Raw genomic sequence first — 25,276 nt, 5'->3', positions numbered from 1 at the left:
TTGCAGTGGTCAGTGCACGGCGGCATAGCGGGGCGCGACGGCACTGCTGGACAGTTGGCCTGCCATCGCCTGGCGTGCGGCCTCGTACGCATCCCATTTCTCGCCGGCATGCAGCGAGGGAATGGTGACCTTCTCGCCGCGCTCGAAGCCCAGCAGCGCGGCATCGACCAGATCCTCGGTGCGCATGACGATGCGCTGATCCAGATGCTCGACCGGTAACCCGCCAATAGCCCAGAAATCGGTGGCAGTGGCACCAGGCAGAACCGCCTGCACCTGCACGCCCTTGTCGGCCAGCTCATGCTGCAGCGACTGGCTGAAGGCCAGCAAGAAGGCCTTGCTGCCGCCGTACACCCCATTCAAAGTCTCCGGCGAGATGGCGACGATGGATGCGATATTGATGATCGCTCCGTGTCCACGGTCCACGAAGCCCGGCACGGCGGCATAGGCCAGCCGCATAGGTGCGGTGACGTTCAATTCGACCATGCGGGTCATCTGTTCCACGTCGCTCTGCAGCAACGGCGTGTGCGTGCCGATGCCCGCGTTGTTCACCAGCAGGGTGATGCTGGCGTCCTGGCGCAGCTTCGCCTCGACCTGCGCAAGGGCGGTACGGTCGTTCAGGTCAGCGGGCAGCACTTCCACCGCGCGGCCTGTGCGGGCGCTGATGTCGCTCGCCAGCGCATTCAGCCGTTCGCGGTTGCGGGCGACAAGGATCAGGTCGTAGCCGCGCTGCGCGAGTCGCTGCGCGTACAGTGCACCGATTCCGCTGGATGCGCCGGTGACGAGGGCGGTGCCGAGATGGGTCTGTGCCATGGTGAAACTCCTGGAGGGTTGAGAGATGCTGTCCATGGCATGAATGTTCCGCTATGCAGACAATGTCGTAAATGACGTATATAGTTATGAAAAAGGACATATCCCAAGGACACCTTCTATGCACCGCATTGGCTACATACTGCCCGAAGGCTTTCAGGTCATGGCGCTGGCCACCCAGGCCGTGTTCGAGCTGGCCAATCTGCTGGTGGGCCAGCCCTTCTATGCCGTGGAAACCTATGCGCTGGACGGATCGGCACGCGCATCGACAGGCCTGGTGCTGCAAGCCAAGCCGCTCAGCGCGCACCGCAGTGCTGATACGTGGCTGGTAGCAGGCACCATCAAGCCCATGCCTTCGGCCCCCGAATTGATCCGGCTGCTGAGCAAGATCGCCGTGCGCGCGCGGCGCATCGCGGGCTTGTGCACGGGTGCCTTCATTCTGGCCGAGGCGGGTCTGCTCGACGGGCGTCGCGCCACGACGCACTGGTACTGGGCTGAAGTGCTGCAGGAGCGCTATCCCCACATCCAGGTCGAGGCCGACCGCATCTACATTGCCGATGGACCGGTGTGGACGTCAGCGGGCATGACGGCAGAAATGGATTTGGCCCTCGCCCTCGTCGAGAAAGATCTCGGTGCCGACATTGCGCGCACCGTGGCACACCGCTTGGTCATGCACCAACGCCGCTCGGGCGGGCAATCACAGCATTCCGAGATGCTCAAGCTCGCGCCAAAGTCCGACCGCATCCAGCAGGCGCTGGAACATGCGCGGCGCAACCTGGCGCAACCATTGAGCGTAGAAGCGCTGGCCGAAGCCGCCAGCCTGAGCCCGCGCCAGTTCAGCCGCGTCTTCACCGCAGAGACCGGCCAGTCACCCGCCAAGGCTGTGGAAGGACTGCGGCTCGAGGCCGCGCGGCTGATGATCGAAGGCAGCCGGCATCCCCTTGAAGTCGTAGCGAGGGAAACGGGTTTTCGCGACCGACGCCATATGCGCGAGGCCTTCCTGCGCGGCTTCGGCATGCCGCCACAGGCTGTGCGGCGTGAAGCGCGGATCGCCCCACCGGCCTAATAGCTGAGACTGGCCACTGCACGGGCAACGGCCTCCAAGGCCAGCTTCAGCCTGGCATGGGAGATGGAGCCCAGGGCCAGCCGAATGGCATGCGGAGGCTGGCCCCCCACGGCATAGGGCGCTGCAGTCGATACCAAGATGCCTTCGCGTTCAAGCCGCATGGCAACGGCATCCGCCCGCACTTCATCAGGCATGGGCAGCCAGACAAAGTACGACGCCGGATGGCGGATGGTCCTCAATCCTGCGAGCGCCTTGGCCGCGATGGCCTGACGCGCGCCGGCATCGCGGCGCTTTTCCTGCTCCAGCCGCGCCACGGTGCCGTCCTGCAACCAGTTGCAGCACAGAGAAGTCACGAGAGTGGGCGTATTCCAGACCGTGGCACGTATGGCGCGGCTGATCCTGGGAACGAAGGCAACGGGCGCGCATATGAATCCGAAACGCAAGCCTGCCGCCACGCTCTTGGACAGGCTGGAGACGTAGACGGTTATGTCGGGCGCCATCGCAGCCAGCGGTGGTGGCGCCTGCTTTTCCAGAAAGGCATAGGTGCCGTCCTCCAGCAGCAGCAGGCCATGGCGCCGGGCCACTTCTATCAGCGCCAGACGCTGATTCACCGTCATGACCCAACCCAATGGGTTATGCAGCGTGGGCATGCAGTACATCGCACGCACCTTCCGGGTACGGCACAACGCTTGCAGTGCATCCAGGTCGGGGCCAGCGCCGCTTAGCGGGATGGCAACCAGTTCCAGCCGACACTGCTCGGCCACGACCTTGATGCCGGGGTAGCTCAAGGCATCCACGGCCACCACGTCGCCCGGTTGCAGCAAGGACATGGCCGCCGTGGCGAGCCCGTGGATGGCACCACTGACGATGAGCACGGCATCGGCAGACACCAACAGGCCTCGGCTCTTCAGGTGCTCGGCCACGATGGCCCGCTCGTGGGGACGGCCTCCGTGCGGCTGGTAGCGCAGAACCGACTCCAATTCACCTGCCGAGGCAAGCTGCTTGAGCGCCGTGCGCAACATCTCCGTCTGCGTGGGCAAGGCTGGATAGTTGAACGTCAGATCCACCAGATCGTCGCTGGCCGCATGCATCGCAACCTCCCCACCCATGGAGATGGGCTCGCGAACAAAGGTGCCGCGGCCCACCTCACCAGCGACCAGCCCCATGGCCTGTAGTTCGGCATAGACGCGCGTCGCCGTAGCCAGGGAAATGCCCTCCACAGCCGCCAGCTTGCGATGGGGTGGCAGCACCGTTCCGGGCCTCAACCGCCCTTGCCGGATGTCGTCAGCAAGCCGGTCCACCAGTTGCTTGTAGCGCGCTTGCGGCATACGAAATTGTATCTATGACAATAATTTGATTGTACTGACAATTATCCCTAGGATGCCGGCATGGAACTCACTGCCACCACCATCCTCGTCAGCTTTGCCGGTGTCTTTTTGATCTGCTTCATGAAAGGCGCGTTTGGCGGCGGCTTTGCCATCATCGGTATCCCCTTGCTGTCGCTTGTGATGGATCCAGTCATGGCAGGCGGCCTGCTGGCGCCGCTGTTCATCGCGATGGATCTGTACGGCCTGCGCTACTGGAAGCCGTCTACCTGGTCAAAGCCCGATCTGCTGATGCTGGTACCGGGGCTGGTGGCCGGTATCGGGACTGGCTATCTGCTGTTCCAGATGCTGGATCACCGCGCGATCGCCATCCTGATGGCCATCATCACGCTGGTCTTTGTGGGACTCTGGTTTCTGCGCGGTGGCACGGTCGTGGTGCAGCCACGCTCATCGCCCAAGGCCGTGGCGGCCGGCGTGGCGTCGGGTATCACGACCATGGTTGCGCATTCAGGCGGGCCTCCCCTGGCCATGTACCTGCTGCCGCTGGGGCTGAGCACGCAGGTCTACGCGGGCACCACCAGCATATTCTTCACGGTGGGCAACCTCATCAAAGCTGTGCCATGGCTGGCCATAGCTCCGCCAGCGCGCAATGTCTGGATCCTGATGGCGATCTGTCTCCCAGCGATTCCCGCAGGGGTGCGGCTCGGCTGGCGTCTGCATGCCAGCTTGGATCAGCGCCAGCTGTACAAGGCCTGCTATGGCTTGCTGGTGCTCACAGCGGCTAAGCTGCTGTGGGATGGTGTCTCCGGGTATTGGCACTGACTGTGCCGCTTCCCGGTATCTTTGAGTCCGGCCACCGATGCGACGGCTACCGTAGGCTGCAGGCCTCTGGCCTTTACCCGGGACTGCCCCCCCTCTGAAAGGATTGGCCGAGGTTATCGGCTTGGCACAGCAGGGCAATCGCGGCGCGCTGAGGCCGCCTCCGCGTTCATCAGTCCCGAAGCCCACGCGAAGCAAACCGGCTCTGGCCAGCACGCCGCGCGGCCTCGATCAGTGACGATCCGGCAGGGCTGTCCTTGCCCGCAAAGGCATAGAAGCGCGCCATCGGCAGCTCGGGCAGGCCATCGTCGCGATCCAGCACACGCAAGCCTTCGATACGCTGGCTGTCGGCGATGACGGTGACCGCAAAGCCTGCACGCGCCGCCGAAAGGCAGCCAGCCATACTGCTGCTCTCGAACACGATTCGCCAGGCGCGATCCGTCCGACCCAGCGCAGCGACTGCCGACTCGCGGTACACGCACGGCTCGGGGAAGACAGCCAGCGGCAGGGGTTCGCCGGCAGCCAAGGGCTGATCCGCTGCGTAAACCCAAACCAGCGCTTCTTCCCACAGGAGTGCGCCGCTGCGCTCGACGCGGCTGCATTGCTTGCCAAAGCATCTCATGTGATTTTCCGCCGCAAAAGACAGCGTCACGTCAACCGCCAAATGCGCAGGCTTAGGCAAACTGGGTGAGACACCCAGAGACGCCTAAGCCTTTATTGCATTTGGAATTTCCGTGTTTTCAAGCCTGTTTGACGCAGCGTGAGACGATGCTGTTTCACTCCCACTCGATCGTCGCAGGCGGCTTGCTCGACACATCATAAGTAACGCGATTGATCCCGCGCACTTCATTGATGATCCGGTTCGACACGCGCTTGAGCAGGCCATAAGGCAGTTCGGCCCAGTCGGCGGTCATGAAGTCACTGGTCTGCACGGCGCGCAGCGCCACGACGTAGTCGTACGTGCGGCCATCGCCCATGACGCCTACGCTCTTGACCGGCAGGAAGACGGTGAAGGCCTGGCTGGTCAGGTCGTACCAGGTCTTGCCGGTGGCGTCGTCCACCCAGTTGTTCAGCTCTTCGATGAAGATGGCGTCGGCGCGGCGCAGCAGGTCGGCGTATTCCTTTTTCACTTCACCGAGGATACGCACACCCAGGCCCGGGCCGGGGAACGGATGGCGGTAGACCATGCCACGGGGCAGGCCCAGGGCCACGCCCAACTCGCGCACTTCGTCCTTGAACAGGTCACGCAGCGGCTCGAGCAGCTTCAGGCCCAGTTGCTCTGGCAGGCCGCCCACGTTGTGGTGGCTCTTGATGGTGACGGCCTTCTTGCTCTTGGCACCGCCCGACTCGATCACGTCGGGGTAGATGGTGCCCTGGGCCAGGAAGGTGGCGCCCTTGTGGCCGCCGTCGCCAGCCTTGAGCTTGGCAGCTTCGGCCTTGAACACGTCGACAAACAGGCCGCCGATGATCTTGCGCTTGGCTTCAGGATCGCTCACACCGGCGAGCTTGCCCAGGAACAGGTCCGAGGCATCCACGCGGATGACCTTGGCATGGAGCTTGCCTTCGAACATCTCCATGACCATGTCGCCTTCGTTGAGGCGCAGCAGGCCGTGGTCCACAAACACGCAGGTCAGCTGGTCGCCAATGGCGCGGTGGATCAGCGCGGCAGCGACGGACGAATCCACACCGCCGGACAGGCCCAGAATCACCTCTTCGTCACCGACCTGCTCGCGGATCTTGGCCACCGCTTCTTCGATGTAGTCGCCCATGATCCAGTCGGCCTGGGTGGCGCAGATGTCGAGCACGAAGCGGTTGAGCAAGGCCTGGCCTTGCACGGTGTGCGTTACCTCGGGGTGGAACTGCACCGCGTAGTAGCGGCGGGCTTCATCGGCCATGCCGGCGATCGGGCAGGATGGCGTCGATGCCATGACCTTGAAGCCTGGTGGCAGCTCGGTGACCTTGTCGCCGTGGCTCATCCAGACCTTGAGCATGCCGTGGCCTTCGGGGGTGACGAAGTCCTCGATGCCCTTGAGCAGTTCGGTGTGGCCATGGGCGCGCACTTCGGCATAGCCAAACTCGCGGCTGTTGGAGCCTTCGACCTTGCCGCCCAGCTGGGTGGCCATGGTCTGCATGCCGTAGCAGATGCCCAGCACGGGAATGCCCAGCTCGAACACGGCATCCGGTGCGCGGTCGTCCACTTCGTAGACGCTGGCATGGCTGCCGGACAGGATCACGCCCTTGAGCTTGCCGTCAGCGGCAAACTCGCGCACCCAGTCGCTGCTCACATCGCAGGGATGCACTTCGCAGTAGACATGGGCTTCGCGCACGCGGCGGGCGATCAGTTGGGTGACTTGGGAGCCAAAGTCAAGGATGAGGATCTTGTCGTGTTGCATAGCAGGATCGTTGGGTTTGGATGGAGAAAAAACGGGTTGGACAGGTCAAAAATCGTCGGCGGCCAGCACGGTGATTCCGCATTGACGCGCTGCAGCCACTTGCGCGGCATCAAAACTGGCCAGCGGCAGGCGCAGCGACTGCGCCAGCCACAGGTAGGCGGCATCGTAGACCGGCAGGCCAGTGGCCAGGGCCACATCCAGCACGGCCTTGTGCTGGGCGGGTGCCAGCTCATGCAGCTCTACCCGGTGGCGTATGGCATCAAGCACGCCCCAGAGGCCTTCAACACTGCTCAGCGGAATACGGCCGCTGTTGGCACCGGTAGCGACCAAGTTGCTGCATTCCCAGAACCAGAGGTTGGGCGCTTGCGGGTCCACCTCATGGCGGCGAATGCGGGCATAGAGGCGCTGGGTATGGCTGCTCGCCGCCTCGGGAAGCAGCCAGGCTGCGGTGACCGAGGCATCGAGCACAAAGGCGCTGAAGGCGGCGCTCATGCAGCGCTCCTGCCGCGGCGGCGCAACTGGGGCACCGAATCTGCCTCGGGAGGCGGCGCGATGCTGGCCTGCAAGGCTTCGATCTGCGCCAGCTCACGGGCAATCTGTTCGTCGGTGATCACCGGCTTGCGCCGCATCGGCAGCATGCGCACCACTTCTTTGCCGTGGCGCGTGATGCGCACTTCCTCGCCCTGCTCGACCAACTCGACCAGAGCAGAAAAACGGGTTTTGGCTTCGTAGATACCGACGCTGTGCATGAAAGTGGGTGACAAAAAAATCTGGCCTGAACATCAATTCAGACCAGATTCTATCATTCAGACCAGTTTTATGCCAGCAGACCAGAATTGAAGGGGTTTTGGCTGTGGCCTGTTGTGGCGCGACAGCGCAGCAAGGGCTGTTGTCACAAGAGGGAGGAGCGCCGCGTCAGTGCAAGGTAGTGAGGTATACGCTGTCAAAGGTACCGAGTGCGTGGTTACGGGCTGATGGGTAAGCCGTGTATTGAGCACGTTTGCGCTGCCCTCCGCGCATCCAGAGGGACCCAGTATGTTTTCAACCCCCTGGCTCCCGGCCGGGGTCTTTGCACTCGCCCGTGGCGCTCCAAAAAAAATAGATGTGATCCTTTGTTGTCGGTGAACGGCTATGCCGCCACATCGACCTGCCAATTGGCCGATTGCAGCACCACATTGCTCTCGCGGATGCGGCGCGACAGGTCATCGGCCTGCTTTTGCAAGCTCGCCACGTTGATCTGCGGCAGCCATTTGATCTCGCGCTGGCTGTAGCGGTCCACATCCTTGTGCGTGGCGGCGATGGTGGCGACCAGCAGCGAATGCTGGGCGACGAGGGTATCGCGCTCAGCCAAGATGTCGGCCAGTAAGCGGCCATCGGCCAGGCGGGCCGTCTCATTGGCGGTGTTGATGGCGCGCACCAGCTGCTGCTGCGCCAGCAAGGTCGAGGTGGCCTCGGCCAGCAGGTCTTCGACCCGCTCCTTGGGCTGCTCGCCCTCTTGCACGATGGCATTGCGCGCAATGCGCTCGCGCAAGGAGAGCAGCTTTTTCTTGTGGTCGGCGCGGAGCAACAGGGCTTCGGCAAGCTTCATCGGCATTCCTTGGAAGGAGTTAAAAGAATGGCTGCCAGCGGCAGCCATTCTCAGGACCATCAGTCAGCGCGGTAGTTCGGCGCTTCCTTGGTGATCTGCACATCATGCACGTGCGATTCACGGATGCCGGCTGCGGTGATTTCCACAAACTCGGCCTTCTCGTTCATCTCGGCAATCGATGCGCAACCGCAGTAGCCCATGGATGCGCGCACGCCGCCTGCCATTTGGTAGACGATGGCAACCATCGAGCCCTTGTAAGGCACGCGGCCTTCAATGCCCTCGGGCACCAGCTTGTCGGCATTGGGGTTGCCGGTGCTCGATTCCTGGAAGTAACGGTCGGCCGAGCCTTGCTGCATCGCACCGATCGAGCCCATGCCACGGTAGCTCTTGTACGAGCGGCCTTGGTAGAGGATCACTTCGCCAGGGGCTTCTTCAGTACCCGCAAACATGCCGCCCATCATGATGGTGGATGCGCCAGCGGCCAGTGCCTTGGAGATATCGCCAGAGAAGCGGATACCGCCATCAGCGATCAAGGGCACGCCGGTGCCTTGCAGGGCCTGGGCCACGCTGTCGACAGCCATGATCTGGGGCACGCCCACACCGGCCACGATTCGGGTGGTGCAGATGGAGCCAGGGCCGATACCGACCTTGACGGCATCAGCGCCCGCTTCGACCAGCGCCAGCGCTGCTGCGCCGGTGGCGATATTGCCGCCAATCACATCGACCTGGGGGTAGTTTTGCTTGACCCAGCGCACGCGCTCGATCACGCCACGGCTGTGGCCGTGGGCGGTGTCCACCACGAGGGCGTCCACACCGGCCTTGACCAGCAGGTCCACACGCTCTTCGGTACCAGCGCCCACACCCACGGCTGCAGCGACGCGCAGACGGCCAGCACGGTCACGGGCGGCATTGGGGAAGGTGGTTTGCTTGGTGATGTCCTTGACGGTGATCAGGCCCTTGAGTTCAAAGGCATCGTTCACCACCAGAATGCGCTCGAGCTTGTGCTTGTTGAGCAAGGCCTTGGCAGCGGCGGGCGTGGTGTCGTCTTTTTCGTTGACGGTCACCAGCTTCTCGCGCGGCGTCATGATGTCGCGCGCCTTGACGTCGTAGCGGGTCTCGAAGCGCAGATCGCGGCTGGTCACGATACCAACCACCTTGCCGCCGTCGCAGACGGGGAAGCCGGAGATGCCGCGTTCGTCGGACAGCTGCATGATCTGCAGCACAGTGTGCTCCGGCGTGATGACCACCGGGTCGTGCACGACGCCCGATTCATGGCGCTTGACCTTGGAGACCTCGGCAGCCTGCTGCTCGGCGGTCATGTTCTTGTGGATCACACCAATACCGCCCTCTTGGGCGATGGCAATCGCCAGTCTGGCTTCCGTCACCGTGTCCATGGCGGCAGACACCAGGGGCAGGTTCAGGCGGATATTGCGGGAAAATTGGGTGGCGAGAGAGACGTCCTTGGGCAGGACTTGGGAGTATGCGGGCACCAGCAACACATCGTCGAAGGTGAGCGCTTTTCCGATCAGGCGCATTGTGAAGGCTCCAAAAAAAGGATTCTACCGTCTTTTGTAAGCAGCTTGCAGGGCATGCCTATGACATCCCCTCAACTCCAGGTTGTTATCTCTAACCAACAACTTCATCGGCCACTGACAATCGGCAGGCTACACTCGCCTTCTATGAAACTCATCAAGCTGCTCCTGCTCACGGTAGCCCTTGGCATTGGCGCTCCCGCCATGGCCCAGTGGCAATGGATCGACAAAGATGGCCGCAAGGTCTTCAGCGATCGACCACCAGGGCTGGACGTGCCAGAGAAAAACATCGTCAAGCGCCCCAAGGGCTATGGCGCACTCAAGGGCGTGCAGTCCTCGGGCACCGGCCCTGCACTGCGCGATGTAGCCCCCGCCCCGCAGGATGGCGAGGCCAGCGATGGCGCAGCGGCACCGGCGGCGCCGGCTCCCACTGCTGCGGCCAAGGCCGCCACCGGCAAGGACAAGGAGCTGGAGGCCAAGAAGGCCGCCGACGCCAAAGCGAAGGCCGATGCCGAAGCTGCTGAAAAAGCCAAGCAGGCAGCCGCCAAGGCGGACAACTGCAAACGCGCCCAGCAGGCCAAGGCCATGTACGACACCGGCAAGGCCGTGCGCGCACCCAATGAAAATGGCGAGATGGTGTTCCAGAGTGCAGAGCAGCGTGCCGCCGAGATCAAGCGCACCGATGACGTGATCTTCAACAACTGCTGATCCGCCCCCTACTCGCCAAAAAGCCAAGCAGATGCTTGGCTTTTTTCATGGTGTGGTGGTTGCAGTCAGGCGCCGTAACCGGCCTTGGCCTGCGGCCTGCGCCTGGCAAACAGGCCGGTGCCGCGCGCGCCCTGCCTGGCAAATCGCTCACGGCGGGCTTTCTTGGGGTCGACCTTGAGGGCTTCGTACAGCTCCACCCGGTCACCATCGGCCAGCAACTGGCTGCGGGGCCGTACCCGGCCCCAGATGCCGGCATCCTGCGCATCGGCAAACACCTGGCCGCTCTGCTGGCCAGCCGCTGCCAGGGCCTGCGCCAGGCTGGCACCGGTCGGCAGCTGCAGTTGCACGGTGTGCGTCTGGCCGTTGTGGGCCCAGACCACCTCGATCTGCATCAGCGCTGCGCCCGCTGCGGTATCAGCCATAGATCTTCTCGGCCCGCTGAATAAAGGCATCCATCATCGTTGCGGCAATCTTGTCAAAAATGGGGCCGACCACGGCGGCCAGCGCCATGCTGTCAAAGCCGTAGCTCAGGCTCAGGGATACCTTGCAGGCGCGCTGGCTGCCGTCACCCACCGGCTCAAAGCGCCAATCGCCCTGCAACTGCGAGAACGGGCCCTTGACCAGGGCCATTTGCAGGCGCTTGCCCGGCTCGTAGGTGTTGCGGGTGACAAAGGATTTTTTGATGCCGGCCAGTGCAATACCCACCTCGGCGGTCACGCCGTCGTCGTGCTGCTCGATCACGCGGGCATGGTCGCACCAGGGCAGAAAATCGGGGTAGCGCGGCACATCGGCCACGAGATCGAACATCTCCTGGGGGCTGTACCAGATCAGGACGGACTTGTTGACAGTTTTCATGCAGACAGGAGAGAGGGCCGCAGCAGCAAACCGGCTGCCGCCCGAAACATTCATAAAATCATAAACCAGAACAAAAAGCACGGCCTCCAGCAGCCCTATGGACTTGGGAAAGCCGTTTTGCCCCTAATATTGCAATTATGTCGAAGACGAACAACACCAACAGCCGCATTGCCGATAACAAGAAGGCTGCATTCAACTATTTCTTTGAGGAACGCTTCGAAGCGGGCATGGTGCTGCACGGCTGGGAAGTCAAGGCGCTGCGCGAGGGCAAGGCCCAGCTGACCGATGGCTATGTGCTGGTCAAGAACGGTGAGCTCTTTCTGATGGGCTGCCAGATCAACCCGCTCAAAACCGCCTCCACCCACGTGAGCCCCGATGCTGCGCGCATCAAGAAGCTCCTGATGAAGAAGGACGAGATCAAGCGCCTGATCGGCAAGGTCGAGCAAAAGGGCTACACTCTGGTCCCCATCAACCTGCACTGGAAAAACGGCCTGGCCAAATGCGATATCGCGCTGGCCAAGGGCAAGGCAGAGCACGACAAGCGCGACGTGATCAAGGACCGCGAAGGCAAGCGCGAGGTCGAGCGCGCGATGAAGGTGCACAACCGCTGATCGGCTACAATCTCCGCGCAACCGTCATGGGGCCACCATCGCTGCTGGCCCTGTTTTGCTTTAACCACTGGTAGCGAGATCCGCATGGGAACTTGGTCACACGGCAATTTTGACAACGACGCAGCACTGGACTGGCTCGCCGACACCACCGGCCAGCTGATTGCAGAGATCCAGGAAGCGATGGCATCGCCCGACAGCATGCAGGCCGATGAATGGGACGGCGATATCGTGCCGTGCCGCATCGAGCTGCTCTGCGTGATGGCAGAAAACGGCATGGCGCCGCGCTGGCCTGATCTGCAAGAGCTGCAGCAGTGGAAGCAAAGCTATTTGCGCGAGTGGGACGGCAGCATCGACGAACTGGACCCGGATGAGGACTACCGCCAGGACCGCCGCGAAACGCTGGTCGCCACCTTTGACCGCATGCTGAAACTGGCCGCCGCCAGCGCCGAGGCCAAACGCTGAGGGCTGCGATATAGGGTGTCCGTCTGACATGGCCCCTCAGCAGCGCGCACTATATTGGTGAGCACCTACAACCAACCAGGGTGCTGTCTATGTTCTCCAAGCTTGCTGTACTGGCCATACCGCTGTCCGCCGTTCTTTTGACTGCCTGTGGCTCCATGCACCACATGGGCCAGAAAGAAGCGGACGCCAGCACCCCGGTGCGCTCCGCCGATGGCGTGCTCGTCGGCCCCGATGGCCGCACGCTCTACACCTTCACCAAAGACACCGCTGGCAGCGGTGCATCCACCTGCTACCAGCAGTGCGCCACCAACTGGCCGCCACTGGGCGTGGCTCCAGGCGCCAAGCCGATTGGTGATTTCAGCATCATCACCCGCACCGACAACACCCAGCAGTGGGCCTACAAGGGCTGGCCGCTGTACTACTTTGCCAAGGACAGCCAGGCGGGTGACAAGCGTGGCGATGGCATGGGAGGCGGCGTGTGGAAGCTGGCCAAGCCTTGATCGGTTAGCGCCCTTAACCCTGAGCGCAAACAACAAGAGGTGGCCCTGCGGCCACCTCTTTGCGTTGGGGCGCACTGCCCAGCGCGGTGCCTATTTGGACTTGTCGCGCAGATTGCTGCTGTAGCGCTCCAGCCAGGCCGACAGCTTGCCGAACGCCTGGCCGCCCTTGCCCAGCAGCTGTGCCAGCTCTGACTCAGCACGCTCGCGCAGGGTCTCGTCGTTGTCGGGCAGCGGCGGCAGGATATGCGCGAAATAGGTCTTGCCCAGCACCCGGTGCAGCAGACGCTCGCCAACAAAGGGCTGGTTGCCGTTCAGCGCCCGCGCGCCCTTGATGATGTTGCGGATGTCGTACTGCGTGGGGCTGATGTCGGACACTTGCTTGGGCAGGCCCAGCAGGGTGTAGACGCCGATGCGCGCCGTGCGCACCGAGCTCTCCATCGTGAAGATGACGTCATTGCTGGTCTCGACAAACTGGCCCAGCAAGGCCAGGTTGGTACAGCCCTCGGGCACCACATGGGGCCTATCGCCGGCAGCGCGCGGCATGAACTGCGCGGTGATGTAAGGCATCAAGGCCAGGCGCACCTTGGTGTTGGCCGCCACGGCATCGACCTGGTCAGCGATGCCCAGGTGGTAGCACAGCTCGGCCAGAATCTCGCGGCCCGTGCATTGGGGCATGGTCTTGGGCACATGGTTGCCCTTTTGGTCCATCAGCAGCGCATACACCCAAAGCACCAGCACATCGCCAGGCTGGTCGGGGAAGTGCGGCTGGCGGTTGCAGGTAAAGCTCATCACCCAGTTCGAATCGGTGAAGGTGATGATGCCGCCGGTCACCGTCTTGCCCGAGTAGGGATCGTTGACCGACAGTTCCTTGAGCTTGTCGATCAGTGGCGAGGGTTTGCAGGTCAACGTGGCCGACTCCCACATTGAGCCCTTCACATCGCCATAGAACTTTTCGGGCCGACCAAACACCGGCGACTTGGCCGCCAGGCGTTTCCACAGGGTCCAGTCGCTGTCATCGCCCGGCTCCTCATTGCCACGCGCCAGCACCGGCACTGTATCCAGATCGCCATAGGCCGTGCCCTCGGTCATCGAGCCGGTCAGCGCAAACACCACGTCGTTGGGGCCGACGTCAATCTGAACCTCCTGGCCTGCCGATTTGCAGCGGATCGCGGTGACCGTGCGGCTGTCCGCTTCCTCGCGCATATCCAGGTCATAGGCGCGGGTGTTGAACTGCACCTTCACGCCCTTGTCCTTGAGCATGCGCGTCAGCGGTACGACAAAGCTGTCGTACTGGTTGTACTTGGGAAACACCAGCGCCGACATGTCGGTCAGGCCATCGATGGCATCGAGAAAGCGGTGCATGTAGAGCTTCATCTCCAGCAGGCTTTGCCAGTTCTCGAACGCGAACATCGAACGCCACAGGTACCAGAAATTGGTCTCCAGAAAGCTCTTGCTGAAATAGGATTCGATGCTGATGTCGTCCAGCTCCTCCTTGCGCTTGAGCAGCAGCTTGACGATCTCCCACTGGTGCGCCTTGGTCAGGCCCAAGGTGGAGAAATCGCGGATCTTGCCCTGCTGGTGCATCAGCCGGGCCTTGGACCAGTTGGGGTCGTTGTCGTTGACGAAGCGGTACTCGTCGAGCACGCTGTAGCCCTCGGGCAGCTCCAGCGCCGGCACGTCCTGGAACAGGTCCCAGAAGTTGTCGTAGTTCCAGTTCATCTCGCGGCCGCCGCGCACGATGTAGCCCTGCTCAGCGTTGCCCGCGCCATCGAGCGAGCCGCCGGTCACGTCCAAGGTATCCAGGATCGTGATGTCTTCGCCGGCCATGCCGCCGTCGCGGATCATGTAGAAGGCGGCAGCCAGGCCGGCAATGCCGCTGCCAATGATCCAGGCCTTGCGCCCCGCTACCGGCGCGCCCAGCACCGGCCGGTTGCGCATATAGGCACCCACCATGTCCGGTGGTGGCAGGCTGTCTTGGGGGCCCTTGCGCCAAAAGCCTTCGCCGATATTGGCTTCCACGCGGATCGAGGAGGCCTGGGAGTCTGCATGCGTCATGGTCTTGCCTTTCATGGATACCTGAGGATCACATGCGCAGGTATAGCACAGCCACTGCAAGCACCTTCTGACAGACGGCAAGGGCCTACGTATTCACGCAGGCCCTTGTCTGGCTCGGAGGCCATGATGGCTTAGTTCAGCGCCAGCAGCGGGTGCGCCTCTACCGGCCAGGGGCTGACAAACATCTGCGCCACTTCCTGCAGGCTCACCTCTTCAATGCGGGCGGGGCTCCACTGCGGGTGGTGGTCCTTGTCCACTGCCAGCGCGCGGATGCCTTCCAAGGTTTCGCTCTTGCGATCAGGGCGCAGGTAGAAGCAGTGGCGCACCATGTCGCGCTCCATGCGCAGGTCGTCGGCCAGGCTTATGCCGCGCGCACGACGGATCTGCTCCAGCACCACAAACAGCATCAGCGGCGAGCGCTTGCGCAAGGTCTCGGCGGTGGCCCGGGCAAAGTCGCTGCTGCCGGCCTCCAGCGCGGCGATGATGGCTGGCACATCGGCCAGGCCAAAGTACTGCGCGATCTCCGTATCGGGATTGGCTGCACGCTCTGGCGCGGGCGCCAAGGCGGCTTTGGCAAAGGCCTGCACGGCATCACCGCTGGCAAAGCTGCCAGTGGCCAACCCGTCCCACAACGCCTGCTGCTGCGCGCTGGGCAGGTAGCCATCGGCCAGCCGGTAGGCCAGTGCATCGGCCGCGCCAATCATCTGGCCGGTCAGGCCCAGGTACTCGCCCACATGGCCGGGGCAGCGCGACAGAAAATAGCCGCCGCCCACATCGGGGAACAGGCCAATGGCGGTCTCGGGCATGGCCATCTTGGTACGCTCGGTGACGATGCGAAGGCTGCCGCCCTGGCTGATGCCCATGCCGCCACCCATCACGATGCCATCCATGAAGGCGATATAGGGCTTGCCAAAATGGTGGATGAGGTGGTTGAGCGCATATTCCTCGGTGAAGAAATCCTCCAGCTCGGGGTTGCCGGCCATGCCAGCCGCATGCAGAAAGCGGATATCGCCGCCAGCGCAGAAGGCGCCAAACACGCCCTCCTTGTTGCTGCCCCGTATCGCGACGGCCAACACCTTGTCGTCCTGCTGCCAACGCAGCAGCACATCACGCAGCTCGCGCACCATGGCCAGCGACAGCGCGTTCAGCGCCTTGGGCCGGTTGAGCGTGATAAAGCCCAGCTGGCCACGCACTTCGCTTTGCACATCTTCGGTGTAGACCGACATAAGATTTGACTCCTTGTTCTTCTGAAAACAACCGCCACCATAGCCGAAAAACGGCGCGGGCTGCGGTCAATCAGGTGCCAAATCAGGCTACGGGCGCGCTGCTGTCTGTGATCTGGCGGATCACAGACAGCGCCAGGCCATCGGCTGCCAACAATGCTTGGCCCGCCTGCAGCTGCCAATAGGCTTCGCTGCCGGCCGTCTGGCGCCACAGGTGCAGGCGGCGGGTGTAGAGCTGCAGGTCAAACTCGGTGGTAAAGCCGATCGCGCCGTGGATGGAGTGCGCGAGCGATGCCACCTCGACGGCGGCCTCGCTGCTGCGTGCCTTTCCTACCGCCACCTTCAGCGGGTCCGCCACCACACCATCGGCCTCGCAGGCAATCTGCGCGGCCATGCGCGCCGCGCTCACATGCTCGGCCATCACCGCCAGCTCATGCTGGATCGCCTGGAACTTGCCAATCGGGCGGCCAAACTGCTGGCGCTCGTTGGCAAAGTTCAAGGTACTTTCAAACACCGTCAACAAGCTGCCCGCGAGCAAGGCCGACACCAGCCCGGCCTGCGCGACCAGCAAGGAGGCGGCAGCCGGCACCCGCGTGGCCGAGGCCAGCGCTGCTTCAGGCCAGTACAGATCCGCATCCAGCACAAAAATGCTGGCACTAGTCTGCGCGCCAGCCACCGGCAGCAGCAACAGATCAGCACCCTGCTGACCCAGCACCCACTGCGCCACGCGGGCACCGCGCACACCGCTGGCCCGCAACCCCCCATCGGCGGCGGCCAGTTGCGGCGCCAGGGCAATGGCGCCCTGCGGCACTGCCACGCCTGCGGCCGACAGCCAGGCCCGCGCCAGCATGGTGTCTGCCAGTGGCAGCGGCATCGCATGCTGGCCCAGCACATCCCAGACGCCAAAGGCATCGCGCAAGGCCAGGCCTGCGCCGCCAGCGGCCTCGGACAGCAGCAGGTCGGCAAAGCCGGTGTCTTCAATCTGCTGCCACAGCGCCGCAGCAGCCGGTGATGGCCCAGCACTTGCTGCCGCCTCGCTCTCGATCGCGCGCACCACGGCGGGCGTGCATTGGCCAGTCAGCAGATCGCGCAGGGCCTCGGTAATCAAATGGTCCATGTTCTTCTCCTTGCGCTCAACGCAGGCCCAGGCCGCGTGCGATCATGCCGCGCAAAATGCTGCGGGTACCGCCGCGCAGCGTGTAGCAGGGCGAGACGAGTGTGAGGTAGTTCAGGGTCAGCAGCAGTTCGTGTGGCACGGCCTCGCCATCCAGCGCCATCAGGTCATCGGCAATCGCGGCTGGAATGTACTGCTCCAGCACCGTGCCCTGGTCCTTGACCAGGGCGGCCTCGACGATGGGGCTCTGACCTTGCACCAGCTTCTCTTGAACCGCCACCGACAGCGCACGCAAGGGTGCCAGGCGCGTCAGGATCTGGCCGGCCAGCTTCAGCGATTCGGCGCGTGGCGCCGCCTGACTGCGCAAAAAGGCCAGCCACTGGTCCAACAGCACCACTGACGAGAACAGGCGCTCAGGGCCGCTGCGCTCAAAAGCCAGCTCGGCGGTGACCTGCTCCCAGCCCTGCCCTTCGGCGCCCACCAGCGCATCGGGGGCGAGCTGCACATTGTCAAAAAACACCTCGCAGAAATGGCGGTCGCCCGACATGTCCTCGATGGGCCGCACGGTAACGCCGGGAAGGCTCAGGTCCACGATCAGTTGCGACAGGCCTTTGTGGCGGTCGGCCGTCTCGCCCGAGGTGCGCACCAGCGCAATCATGTACTGGCAGTGTTGGGCGTTGGTGGTCCAGATCTTCTGGCCATTGAGCAGCCAGCCATCATCATTGGGCACGGCGCGCGTGCGCACGCTGGCCAGGTCGGAGCCGGCATTGGGCTCGCTCATGCCAATGCAGAAAAAGCTCTCGCCCCGTGCCACCGGCGGCACATAGCGCTGCCTCTGCGCCTCGGTGCCGTACTTCAGGATGAGCGGCGCGCTCTGGCGCTCGGCAATCCAGTGCGAGCCCACCGGCGCGCCAAAATTCAGCAGCTCCTCGACCACCACATAGCGCGCAAAAGCACCCTGCTCATGGCCGCCATAGGCCTTGGGGAAGGTCATGCCCAGCCAGCCCTTCTCGCCCAGCTTGCGGCTGAAGGCCGGGTCATAGCCGCTCCAGGATTTGGCGCGGATATGGGCGGGCATGTCTTTGACCGCCTCTTGCAAAAATCCACGCACCTCCGCGCGCAGCGCCTCGCCTTCAGGCGGGATGCGCGTCAGGGCCAGTCCGTTGAGAATCGTCATCGTCTTTGCTTTCGTTCAATCCAGGGACACACCCGTGCTCTTGACCACGCCAGCCCAGCGCTTGATTTCGCTCTGGATATAGTCGCCATAGGCCTGCGGGGTAGAGCCCAGTGGTTCGGTGCCCTGCACGCGCAGCTTTTCCAGCACGCCGGGGTCCTTCAAAGCTTTCATCAGCTCGGCGTTGAGGCGCTGCACCACGGCATCGGGCGTCTTGGCGGGCACCATCACGCCCTGCCAGGCACCGGCCTCAAAGCCGGTCATGCCGCTTTCGGCCAGGGTGGGTGCGTCCGGAAAGTTCGGAATGCGCTGGGCGGTGCTGACGGCCAGCAGCTTGAGCTTGCCGTCCTTGATAAAGGGCGCCACCGAGTTGATGGTGTCGGTCATGAACTCGATCTGGCCGGCCACCAGGTCCACATCGGCTGGCGCACTGCCTTTGTAGGGCACATGGGCGGCGTCCATGCGGTAGTGCTGCACCACCTGGAAGGCAGCCAGGTGAGTCACATTGCCATTGCCGGCCGAGCCGTAAGAGAGCTTACCCTTGTTGTCCTGCGCGTACTTCACCAGCTCTTGCACGGTGTTGGCAGGCACCTTGGGGTTGACCACCAAGCCCAGCGGCACCACGGCCGTCAAAGCCACCGGGCGCAGGTCCTTGGCCACGTCATAGCTGAGCTTTTTGTACAGCGAGGGGCTGAGCGCAATCGACGAGGTGTTGTAGAGCACCGTGTAGCCATCGGCGGCGGCCTTGGCCACCAGCGCATTGCCGATATTGCCATTGGCACCAGGCCGGTTGTCGACAATGACCGTCTGCCCCAGCTGCTGGCCCACTTGCTGTGCCAGCACCCGCGCCACCATGTCGGTGGGCCCACCAGGCGGGAACGGCACGACCAGGGTGATCGGCTTGCTGGGCCAGGGGTCCTGCGCCTGCGCAGCCCCACAAACAGCCACCAGCGCCAACGCGAGCAGGGCCGGACGACGTACAAAACCATATTGCATCTTTGTCTCCTGTATTGGTTCTCTCATCTGACGCAGGCCGTGGAGGCCGCCTACCGCAATGCCGCGCTAGCGCCCGGCCAGCAGGCGCACAGCGGTGTAGACCATCACCTGCTCCTGGCGCTGGTTGTAGACCTCGATGCGCGAGGTCACCACCGCCCGGCCACCTTTGCTGGTCGGCTTGATATCGGTCACTTCCACCAGCGCCTCGATCGTGTCGCCCACCACGACCGGGCCCAGAATCTTCTGATGCAGCTCCAGCATGGCCAGGCCCGTGCCCTGGATCATGCTTTGCAGGATGAAGCCTTCGATCAAGGTGTAGGTGAGCGCACCGGGCACCGGCCGGCCACGGATCGCGCCGCCGTCGTAGCCGTCTTCGATAAAGATGGCTTCGAGCATGCCGGTGGTGTTGATGAAGTTGACCAGGTCGGTCTCCGTCACCGTGCGGCGAAAGGTGCGCAGCTGCTGGCCAACCTGCAGGTCCTGCCAGACAAAGCCCTGGCCCATACGGGCAGTGCCGGCCAGCGTGGCGGCGCGGTTCTCGGTCGAAGAAATCCAGTTAGGGGCGGTCATGGTGTCTTTTCTTTCAGCGGTTCATTCAGCCACGGAAGGCTGCAAAGCGGCGATGCGGGCATCGTCCCAGCCTGCCTCGCGCAGCAGCTGCTGCGTGTGCTCACCCAAGCGCGGCGGCATGCCAATGGGTGCCTGCGCACCATCGATGCGCACTGATGAGCGCGGGAAGCGCACCGTGCCCATGGCGGGGTCCTGCTTTTCGACAAAAAAGCCGGTGGCCTGCAGGTGCGGGTCGCGTGGCAGGTCGTCCATGCGCGCGACGGGGGCGGCGGGAATCTCCAGCGCCTCGCAGGTCTGCAGCCAGTAGGCAGTGTCCTTTTGCGTCACGTAGCTGCTCATGGTCTCCAACAGCGTCGCGATATGGCGGGTGCGCTGGGCCTGGGTGGCAAAGCGCTCGTCCTGCGCCAGTTCCGGCTGGCCCACAGCGGCAAAGAAGCGGCGCCAGTGGCCATCGGTGTAGGGCATCATGCAGACATGGCCGTCCAAGGTCTTGTAGGGCTTGCGCCAGGGCGCCATCACGCGCGGGTAGCCGGCGCCGCTGAGTGCGGGCTCAAAATGCATGCCGTAGAAATGCTCAACCAGGTTGAAGCCCACCATGGTCTCGTACATCGGCACCTCGACAAAGCTGCCCTCTCCCGTACGCTCGCGCTGGAACAAGGCTGCCATCACCGCATGCGCTGCCACCAGGCCGCAGGTCTTGTCAGCCGCAATGGTGGGCAGGTAGCGGGCCTCGCCGGTCTGGCGCTCCATCAGGTCGGCCAGGCCGCTCATGCCCTGGATCACATCATCATAGGCCGGCAGACCGGCATAGGGGCCATCCTCGCCAAAGCCATGCAGGCCTACGTAAACCAGACGTGGGTACTGGCTGCGCAAGCGCACCGGGTCTAGCCCCAGCTTGGCCAGTTTTTGCGGGCGCATGCTGTGCATGAAGACGTCGGTAGTCTTGAGCAGTGCGTGCAGCGCCTCCTGGGCCTCGGGCGCCTTCAGGTCCAGCACCATGCTTTTCTTGCTGCGGTTGGAGCCCATGAACAGCGCCGACATGCCGGCCTCGGCAGCCGGCCCGGTGTAGCGCGTGGAGTCGCCGCCGGGCGGCTCGATCTTGATCACCTCGGCGCCGTAATCGGCCAGCACCTGGCTGGCCAGCGGCCCGAAAATCACGCTGGATAGGTCCAGCACCCGCAGGCCTGTCAATGCACTCAAGGCTTGTCTCCGTCTTTGTGGTGATAGCGATGAATGGCATTATTTGATATGTTTCTCAGCTGTGTCTATGTCGCAATTGACAGGTACTGATACACAGGAGATATCAATGGACTTGCGCCAACTGCGCCACTTCGTCACCCTGGCGCACACCCTGAACTACCGCCAGGCGGCCGAGCAATTGCATATGTCGCAGCCGCCGCTGTCGCAGTCAATCCGCAAGCTCGAAGACGACCTGGGCGTGCAGCTGTTCGAGCGTGACCGGCGCGGCACCGTGCTGTCGGGCGCGGGCCGGGCTGCCTTGGAGAGCGCCAAGCTCGCGCTCTACCATGCGCGCCAGGTGCAGGCCGTGTCGCAGGCCACCGCGAGTGGCGAGCTGGGGCGCCTGCACATCGGCTTTATCGGCTCGGCCACGTTCTCGCTGATTCCGCAGCTGGTGCAGGCCTTTCGCGCGGCCTACCCTGCCATTGACCTGGTGCTGACCGAATCCACGACGCGCGAGATCTGTGCCCAGGTTGCCAGCGGCGATTTTGACGCCGGCCTGCTGCGCTACCCGGTGACCCAGGCCACCGACCTGTCCATCACCCCGGTCGAGCCTGACCGCCTGATTGCCGCCCTGCCCGCTGGCAACCCGCTGCAGATCAAGGAGAGCCTGCAGCTGATCGACCTGGCCGACCAGCCCTTTGTGAACTACCGCCCCAGCGAGGTGCCGGGCCTGCATGCCTTGGTGGTGCTGGCCTGCCAGAACGCCGGCTTCATGCCGCAGATCAAGCAGCATGCGGTGCAGGCACAGACCTTGGTGAGCCTGGTGGGCGCTGGCCTGGGCGTGGCCCTGGTGCCGGCCGTGGTCGCCAAGGCCGCCACACCCGGCGTGATCTTCCGCGAGCTGACCGACACCCTGCACCTGCCCCAGATCGGCATTGCGCTGGCTTTGAACCAGCGCCAGCCGGTGGCCACGGCGCAGCGTTTGAAGGAACTGCTGCTCAAGCTCCAGCCTACGGGCTGACGCCGCCAATACGCAAAAAAGGCCGCAAATGCGGCCTTTTCTGGTGTTGGATCACGTCGCAACGCAGATTATGCGTTTTCGCGCGATGCGCGCTTGCGGTCGTGTTCCTTCAGGTGGCGCTTGCGCACGCGCAGGCTGGTCGGGGTGATTTCCAGCAGTTCGTCTTCTTCGATGAACTCCACGCCGTATTCCAGCGACAGCTCGATAGGAGGCGTGATCTTGATCGCGTCTTCCTTGCCGCTCACGCGGAAATTGGTCAGCTGCTTGGTACGGGTGGCGTTCACCACCAGGTCGTTGTCACGGCTGTGGATACCGACGATCATGCCTTCGTACACGGGGTCGTTGGGCTTGACGAACATGCGGCCACGGTCGTCCAGCTTGCCCAGGGCGTAGGTAAAGATTTCACCGTCGTCCATCGAGATCAGCACGCCGTTCTTGCGGCCGCCGATGTCGCCCTTGTGCGGCTCGTAGCTGTCGAAGATGTTGGCGATCAGGCCGGAACCACGGGTCAGGTTCAGGAATTCGTTGGTGAAACCGATCAGGCCACGGGCTGGAATGCGGTATTCCAGACGGACGCGACCGCGGCCATCGGGTTCCATGTTCACCAGCTCGCCCTTGCGCTCGCCCAGGGCTTGCATCACGCCGCCTTGGTGGCCTTCTTCGATATCGGCCGTCACCAGCTCGATAGGCTCGTGGCGCACGCCGTCGATCATTTGCATCACAACACGTGGCTTGGACACGGCCAGCTCATAGCCTTCGCGGCGCATTTCTTCCAGCAGAATGGTCAGGTGCAGTTCACCACGGCCAGCCACTTCAAAGATACCGTCTTCGTCGGTTTCCTTGACGCGCAGGGCCACGTTGGAGCGCAGTTCCTTTTGCAGGCGGTCCCAGATCTGGCGGCTGGTCACGTACTTGCCTTCACGACCTGCCAGTGGCGAGGTGTTCACGCAGAAGTTCATGGTCAGCGTAGGCTCGTCAATCTTCAGCATCGGCAGAGGCTGTGGATTGGCCGGGTCGGTCACGGTTTCACCGATACCGATGTTTTCGATACCGCTGATCAGCACGATTTCGGAAGGACCGGCTTCGGTCGCTTGCACGCGGTCAATACCTTGGAAGGTGTGGACCTGGTTGATCTTGCCGGTGTAGCTCTTGCCGTCCAGGCCGGCCATCACGGCCACTTGCTGACCGGGCTTGAGCGTGCCCTGGGTGATACGGCCCACGCCGATACGGCCCACGAAGGTGGAGTAGTCCAGTGCGGAGACTTGCATCTGCAGCGGTGCAGTCGCGTCGCCTTGCACCGATGGCACGTGTTCCAGAATGGTTTCGAACAGGGCCGACATGTCGGGACCCCATTGCGCGCCTGGCTCGCCTTCTTCCTTCGACGACCAGCCGTTGATACCCGAGGCGTACACCACGGGGAAGTCCAGCTGTTCATCGGTTGCGCCGAGCTTGTCGAACAGGTCGAACGCAGCGTTCACGACCTTGTCGGGGTTGGCACCGGGCTTGTCGACCTTGTTCACCACGACGATGGGCTTGAGGCCCAGGGCCAGTGCCTTCTTGGTCACGAAACGCGTTTGGGGCATGGGGCCTTCTTGCGCGTCGATCAGCAGCACCACACCGTCCACCATGGACAGCGCGCGTTCCACTTCACCACCGAAGTCCGCGTGACCAGGGGTGTCGAGAATGTTGATGTGGGTGCCGTTCCAGGACACGGCGCAGTTCTTGGCCAGGATGGTAATGCCGCGCTCACGCTCGATGGCGTGGTTGTCCATCACGGTGTCCACGACTTTTTCGTGTTCGGCGAAGGTACCAGACTGGCGCAGCAGCTGGTCCACCATGGTCGTCTTGCCATGGTCAACGTGGGCGATGATCGCAATATTGCGGATTTGTTTGCTCATGATGTTTCCAAAATGCCGCTGGCTTGTGGGCGCGGCGTTCCTTCCAAAATTTGTTGAATCTCGACGGGGCTCAGGAGGCGGTCGGGAATGAGCTCGCGCGCCCGGATGTGTGCCACACCCAAAAGCGCAGGAGGCTCTTCTCCGTAAACGGCCACTGCATCGGCATCGGCCCATTCACCCCGCCGGCGCAAGCCGGACAAAAATCTGCCTGCATTATCACCATCGAGCGTGACACGGGTGTGCGCTGCAAGCAACGTGTCGACGGGCAACACGGTTTGCAGGCGCTCCGCATCGGGCGTCGCTTCCAGAGTTTGCAGGCTGATACAGCGGGACAGGTCGATCCCACCGGTTTCTATGCGGCGCAGGCTGCGCAGATGCGCGCCATAGCCGAGCGCCTGGCCAATATCCTCGGCCAGGGTACGCACATAGGTGCCCTTGCTGCAGCGCACCGTCATCTTGAGCGCGACAAAGTCCTGCTCCTCATCCACGCGGGACAAGCTCAGATGCAAGATGGTCACGGCGCGCGGCTCACGCTCAAGCGTGATGCCAGCACGGGCGTATTCGTAGAGGGCCTTGCCATCGCGCTTGAGCGCGCTGTACATCGGCGGCACCTGGCTGATGGGACCGGTGAACTGGGCCGCCACGGCGGCCAGCTTCTCGTCGGTCAGCGCTGATGCGTCCACCTCCCATGTCTGCAGCACCTCACCCTCGGCATCGCCGGTGGTGGTGGTGGCGCCCAGGTGTACCAGGGCCTCATAGGTCTTGGGGGCATCAAGCTGCAATTGGCTGAACTTGGTGGCCGCGCCAAAACACAGCGGCAGCACACCCGTAGCCAACGGGTCGAGCGTGCCGGTATGGCCCGCTTTTTCGGCGCGCAGCAGCCACTTCACTTTTTGCAAAGCGTCGTTGCTGGACAGGCCAATGGGTTTGTCGAGCAGAAACACCCCGTGCACAGGGCGCCGCTGCACCCGTGTGCGAGAGGCATTCATCGGGTCAGCCTTCCTCGGGACCGCGCGATGCCACTGCCTTGGCGATCAAGGCATTCATGTCGGCCGCACGCTCGGTGGTGCGGTCGTAGATGAAGTGCAAGGTCGGCACGGTGTGGATGTGCAGGCGCTTGAACAGGCCATTGCGCAAAAAGCCAGCAGCCTGGTTCAGTGCGTCCTGGGTCTGGTCGGGGTCACCGATCAGCAAGCTGAAATAGACCTTGGCGTGGGCATAGTCCGGCGTCACCTCAACGGCTTGCAGGGTCACCATGCCCACACGTGGGTCCTTCAACTCACGGGCGATCAGCTCCGACAGATCGCGCTGGATCTGGTCGGAGACTTTGAAGCTGCGGTTGGGCGCAGCAGTTTTCTTGCGAGTTGCCATCGGAAA

At 63.2% G+C, this 25,276-nt stretch carries 26 protein-coding genes and 1 pseudogene; 7 read left to right on the top strand and 20 right to left on the bottom strand.

Translation table 11 applies throughout. From position 1 onward, the window contains the following. Positions 1–9: 9 nt before the first annotated feature. Positions 10–810, bottom strand: coding sequence for an SDR family NAD(P)-dependent oxidoreductase (locus tag LPW39_RS14555; RefSeq protein ID WP_230776333.1), 801 nt, complete (start codon positions 808–810; stop codon positions 10–12). Positions 811–928: 118 nt separating this feature from the next. On the opposite strand from LPW39_RS14555, the gene LPW39_RS14550 reads away from it, so the two are divergent. After that, a complete protein-coding gene (locus LPW39_RS14550; RefSeq protein ID WP_230776331.1) occupies positions 929–1,873 on the top strand; it encodes a GlxA family transcriptional regulator in 945 nt (314 codons plus the stop codon). On the opposite strand, the gene LPW39_RS14545 is transcribed toward LPW39_RS14550, so the two are convergent. Further along, positions 1,870–3,201 carry an aminotransferase-like domain-containing protein gene (locus tag LPW39_RS14545; protein WP_230776330.1) on the bottom strand — a complete coding sequence of 444 codons (1,332 nt, stop codon included), beginning with the start codon at positions 3,199–3,201 and terminating at the stop codon, positions 1,870–1,872. The genes LPW39_RS14550 and LPW39_RS14545 overlap by 4 nt on opposite strands. Positions 3,202–3,261: 60 nt before the next feature. On the opposite strand from LPW39_RS14545, the gene LPW39_RS14540 reads away from it, so the two are divergent. Beyond that, entirely contained in the window at positions 3,262–4,020 is a 759-nt protein-coding gene (locus LPW39_RS14540) for a sulfite exporter TauE/SafE family protein (protein ID WP_230776328.1), read from the top strand. Between the two features lie 169 nt (positions 4,021–4,189). On the opposite strand, the pseudogene LPW39_RS14535 reads toward LPW39_RS14540, so the two are convergent. From LPW39_RS14535 to guaB, 6 genes and pseudogenes are all read right to left on the bottom strand, one after another. Next, positions 4,190–4,630: pseudogene (locus LPW39_RS14535) on the bottom strand (LysR substrate-binding domain-containing protein); the annotation flags it as partial. A gap of 163 nt (positions 4,631–4,793) precedes the next feature. Beyond that, complete coding sequence (gene guaA / locus LPW39_RS14530) at positions 4,794–6,410, bottom strand: glutamine-hydrolyzing GMP synthase (protein WP_230776319.1); 1,617 nt, start codon at positions 6,408–6,410, stop codon at positions 4,794–4,796. Between the two features lie 45 nt (positions 6,411–6,455). Beyond that, a complete protein-coding gene (locus tag LPW39_RS14525; RefSeq protein WP_133858776.1) occupies positions 6,456–6,902 on the bottom strand; it encodes a type II toxin-antitoxin system VapC family toxin in 447 nt (148 codons plus the stop codon). Next, positions 6,899–7,159, bottom strand: a complete 261-nt coding sequence (locus tag LPW39_RS14520) for a type II toxin-antitoxin system Phd/YefM family antitoxin (RefSeq protein WP_230777299.1) — start codon at positions 7,157–7,159, stop codon at positions 6,899–6,901. Before LPW39_RS14520 ends, LPW39_RS14525 begins: the two co-directional genes overlap by 4 nt. Positions 7,160–7,539: 380 nt before the next feature. Continuing rightward, positions 7,540–7,998 carry a DIP1984 family protein gene (locus LPW39_RS14515; protein WP_230776312.1) on the bottom strand — a complete coding sequence of 153 codons (459 nt, stop codon included), beginning with the start codon at positions 7,996–7,998 and terminating at the stop codon, positions 7,540–7,542. A gap of 59 nt (positions 7,999–8,057) precedes the next feature. Continuing rightward, positions 8,058–9,533, bottom strand: coding sequence for an IMP dehydrogenase (guaB, locus tag LPW39_RS14510; RefSeq protein WP_230776311.1), 1,476 nt, complete (start codon positions 9,531–9,533; stop codon positions 8,058–8,060). A 144-nt stretch (positions 9,534–9,677) separates the two neighbouring features. On the opposite strand from guaB, the gene LPW39_RS14505 reads away from it, so the two are divergent. Continuing rightward, positions 9,678–10,238, top strand: coding sequence for a DUF4124 domain-containing protein (locus LPW39_RS14505; RefSeq protein WP_230776302.1), 561 nt, complete (start codon positions 9,678–9,680; stop codon positions 10,236–10,238). Positions 10,239–10,303: 65 nt separating this feature from the next. Here the strand turns inward: LPW39_RS14505 and LPW39_RS14500 are convergent, their stop codons facing one another. Next, entirely contained in the window at positions 10,304–10,660 is a 357-nt protein-coding gene (locus tag LPW39_RS14500) for an RnfH family protein (protein WP_407928848.1), read from the bottom strand. After that, a complete protein-coding gene (locus tag LPW39_RS14495; RefSeq protein ID WP_230776300.1) occupies positions 10,653–11,093 on the bottom strand; it encodes a type II toxin-antitoxin system RatA family toxin in 441 nt (146 codons plus the stop codon). The genes LPW39_RS14500 and LPW39_RS14495 overlap by 8 nt, the downstream gene beginning before the upstream one ends. Before the next feature lie 137 nt (positions 11,094–11,230). Between LPW39_RS14495 and smpB the strand changes: the two genes are divergently transcribed. The 3 genes from smpB (at position 11,231) to LPW39_RS14480 (ending at position 12,666) form a co-directional block, all read left to right on the top strand. Beyond that, on the top strand, positions 11,231–11,704 hold the full coding sequence (gene smpB / locus LPW39_RS14490) for an SsrA-binding protein SmpB (RefSeq protein ID WP_021027262.1): 474 nt from the start codon (positions 11,231–11,233) through the stop codon (positions 11,702–11,704). A gap of 84 nt (positions 11,705–11,788) precedes the next feature. Then, positions 11,789–12,166, top strand: a complete 378-nt coding sequence (locus LPW39_RS14485; RefSeq protein WP_230776298.1) for a DUF4259 domain-containing protein — start codon at positions 11,789–11,791, stop codon at positions 12,164–12,166. 89 nt (positions 12,167–12,255) lie between these two features. Next, a complete protein-coding gene (locus tag LPW39_RS14480) occupies positions 12,256–12,666 on the top strand; it encodes a COG4315 family predicted lipoprotein (protein WP_407928847.1) in 411 nt (136 codons plus the stop codon). A 90-nt stretch (positions 12,667–12,756) separates the two neighbouring features. On the opposite strand, the gene LPW39_RS14475 is transcribed toward LPW39_RS14480, so the two are convergent. The 7 genes from LPW39_RS14475 to LPW39_RS14445 all read right to left on the bottom strand — a co-directional run bounded on the left by LPW39_RS14475 (position 12,757) and on the right by LPW39_RS14445 (position 20,998). Next, positions 12,757–14,721, bottom strand: a complete 1,965-nt coding sequence (locus LPW39_RS14475; RefSeq protein WP_230776295.1) for an oleate hydratase — start codon at positions 14,719–14,721, stop codon at positions 12,757–12,759. A 131-nt stretch (positions 14,722–14,852) separates the two neighbouring features. After that, positions 14,853–15,947 (bottom strand): enoyl-CoA hydratase/isomerase family protein, encoded by a 1,095-nt coding sequence (locus LPW39_RS14470; protein ID WP_230776293.1) that lies wholly within the window; start codon positions 15,945–15,947, stop codon positions 14,853–14,855. An 82-nt stretch (positions 15,948–16,029) separates the two neighbouring features. Next, a complete protein-coding gene (locus LPW39_RS14465; RefSeq protein WP_230776291.1) occupies positions 16,030–17,061 on the bottom strand; it encodes an acyl-CoA dehydrogenase in 1,032 nt (343 codons plus the stop codon). 16 nt (positions 17,062–17,077) lie between these two features. Further along, positions 17,078–18,235, bottom strand: a complete 1,158-nt coding sequence (locus LPW39_RS14460; RefSeq protein ID WP_230776289.1) for an acyl-CoA dehydrogenase family protein — start codon at positions 18,233–18,235, stop codon at positions 17,078–17,080. A 15-nt stretch (positions 18,236–18,250) separates the two neighbouring features. Next, complete coding sequence (locus LPW39_RS14455) at positions 18,251–19,228, bottom strand: Bug family tripartite tricarboxylate transporter substrate binding protein (RefSeq protein ID WP_230776281.1); 978 nt, start codon at positions 19,226–19,228, stop codon at positions 18,251–18,253. A gap of 66 nt (positions 19,229–19,294) precedes the next feature. Further along, entirely contained in the window at positions 19,295–19,732 is a 438-nt protein-coding gene (locus LPW39_RS14450) for a MaoC family dehydratase (protein WP_407928857.1), read from the bottom strand. A gap of 87 nt (positions 19,733–19,819) precedes the next feature. Continuing rightward, entirely contained in the window at positions 19,820–20,998 is a 1,179-nt protein-coding gene (locus LPW39_RS14445; RefSeq protein WP_230776277.1) for a CaiB/BaiF CoA transferase family protein, read from the bottom strand. A gap of 106 nt (positions 20,999–21,104) precedes the next feature. On the opposite strand from LPW39_RS14445, the gene LPW39_RS14440 reads away from it, so the two are divergent. Continuing rightward, on the top strand, positions 21,105–22,001 hold the full coding sequence (locus tag LPW39_RS14440) for a LysR family transcriptional regulator (protein ID WP_230776274.1): 897 nt from the start codon (positions 21,105–21,107) through the stop codon (positions 21,999–22,001). A gap of 68 nt (positions 22,002–22,069) precedes the next feature. Here the strand turns inward: LPW39_RS14440 and typA are convergent, their stop codons facing one another. Genes typA through rbfA form a run of 3 tightly spaced genes read right to left on the bottom strand, consistent with a single transcriptional unit; the run spans position 22,070 to position 25,270 of the window. Continuing rightward, positions 22,070–23,899 (bottom strand): translational GTPase TypA, encoded by a 1,830-nt coding sequence (gene typA / locus LPW39_RS14435; protein ID WP_230776265.1) that lies wholly within the window; start codon positions 23,897–23,899, stop codon positions 22,070–22,072. Then, positions 23,896–24,888: a tRNA pseudouridine(55) synthase TruB gene (gene truB / locus LPW39_RS14430; RefSeq protein ID WP_230776256.1), complete on the bottom strand. Its 993-nt coding sequence runs from the start codon at positions 24,886–24,888 to the stop codon at positions 23,896–23,898. The genes typA and truB overlap by 4 nt, the downstream gene beginning before the upstream one ends. A gap of 4 nt (positions 24,889–24,892) precedes the next feature. After that, complete coding sequence (rbfA, locus tag LPW39_RS14425) at positions 24,893–25,270, bottom strand: 30S ribosome-binding factor RbfA (protein WP_021027862.1); 378 nt, start codon at positions 25,268–25,270, stop codon at positions 24,893–24,895. Positions 25,271–25,276 lie beyond the last annotated feature (6 nt).

Origin of the sequence: Comamonas koreensis (genome assembly GCF_021026195.1) — a bacterium.
Taxonomy (GTDB): domain Bacteria; phylum Pseudomonadota; class Gammaproteobacteria; order Burkholderiales; family Burkholderiaceae_C; genus Comamonas; species Comamonas koreensis.
Note: the sequence above shows the minus strand (reverse complement) of the source record. Positions and strands in the feature narration are given on the sequence as shown.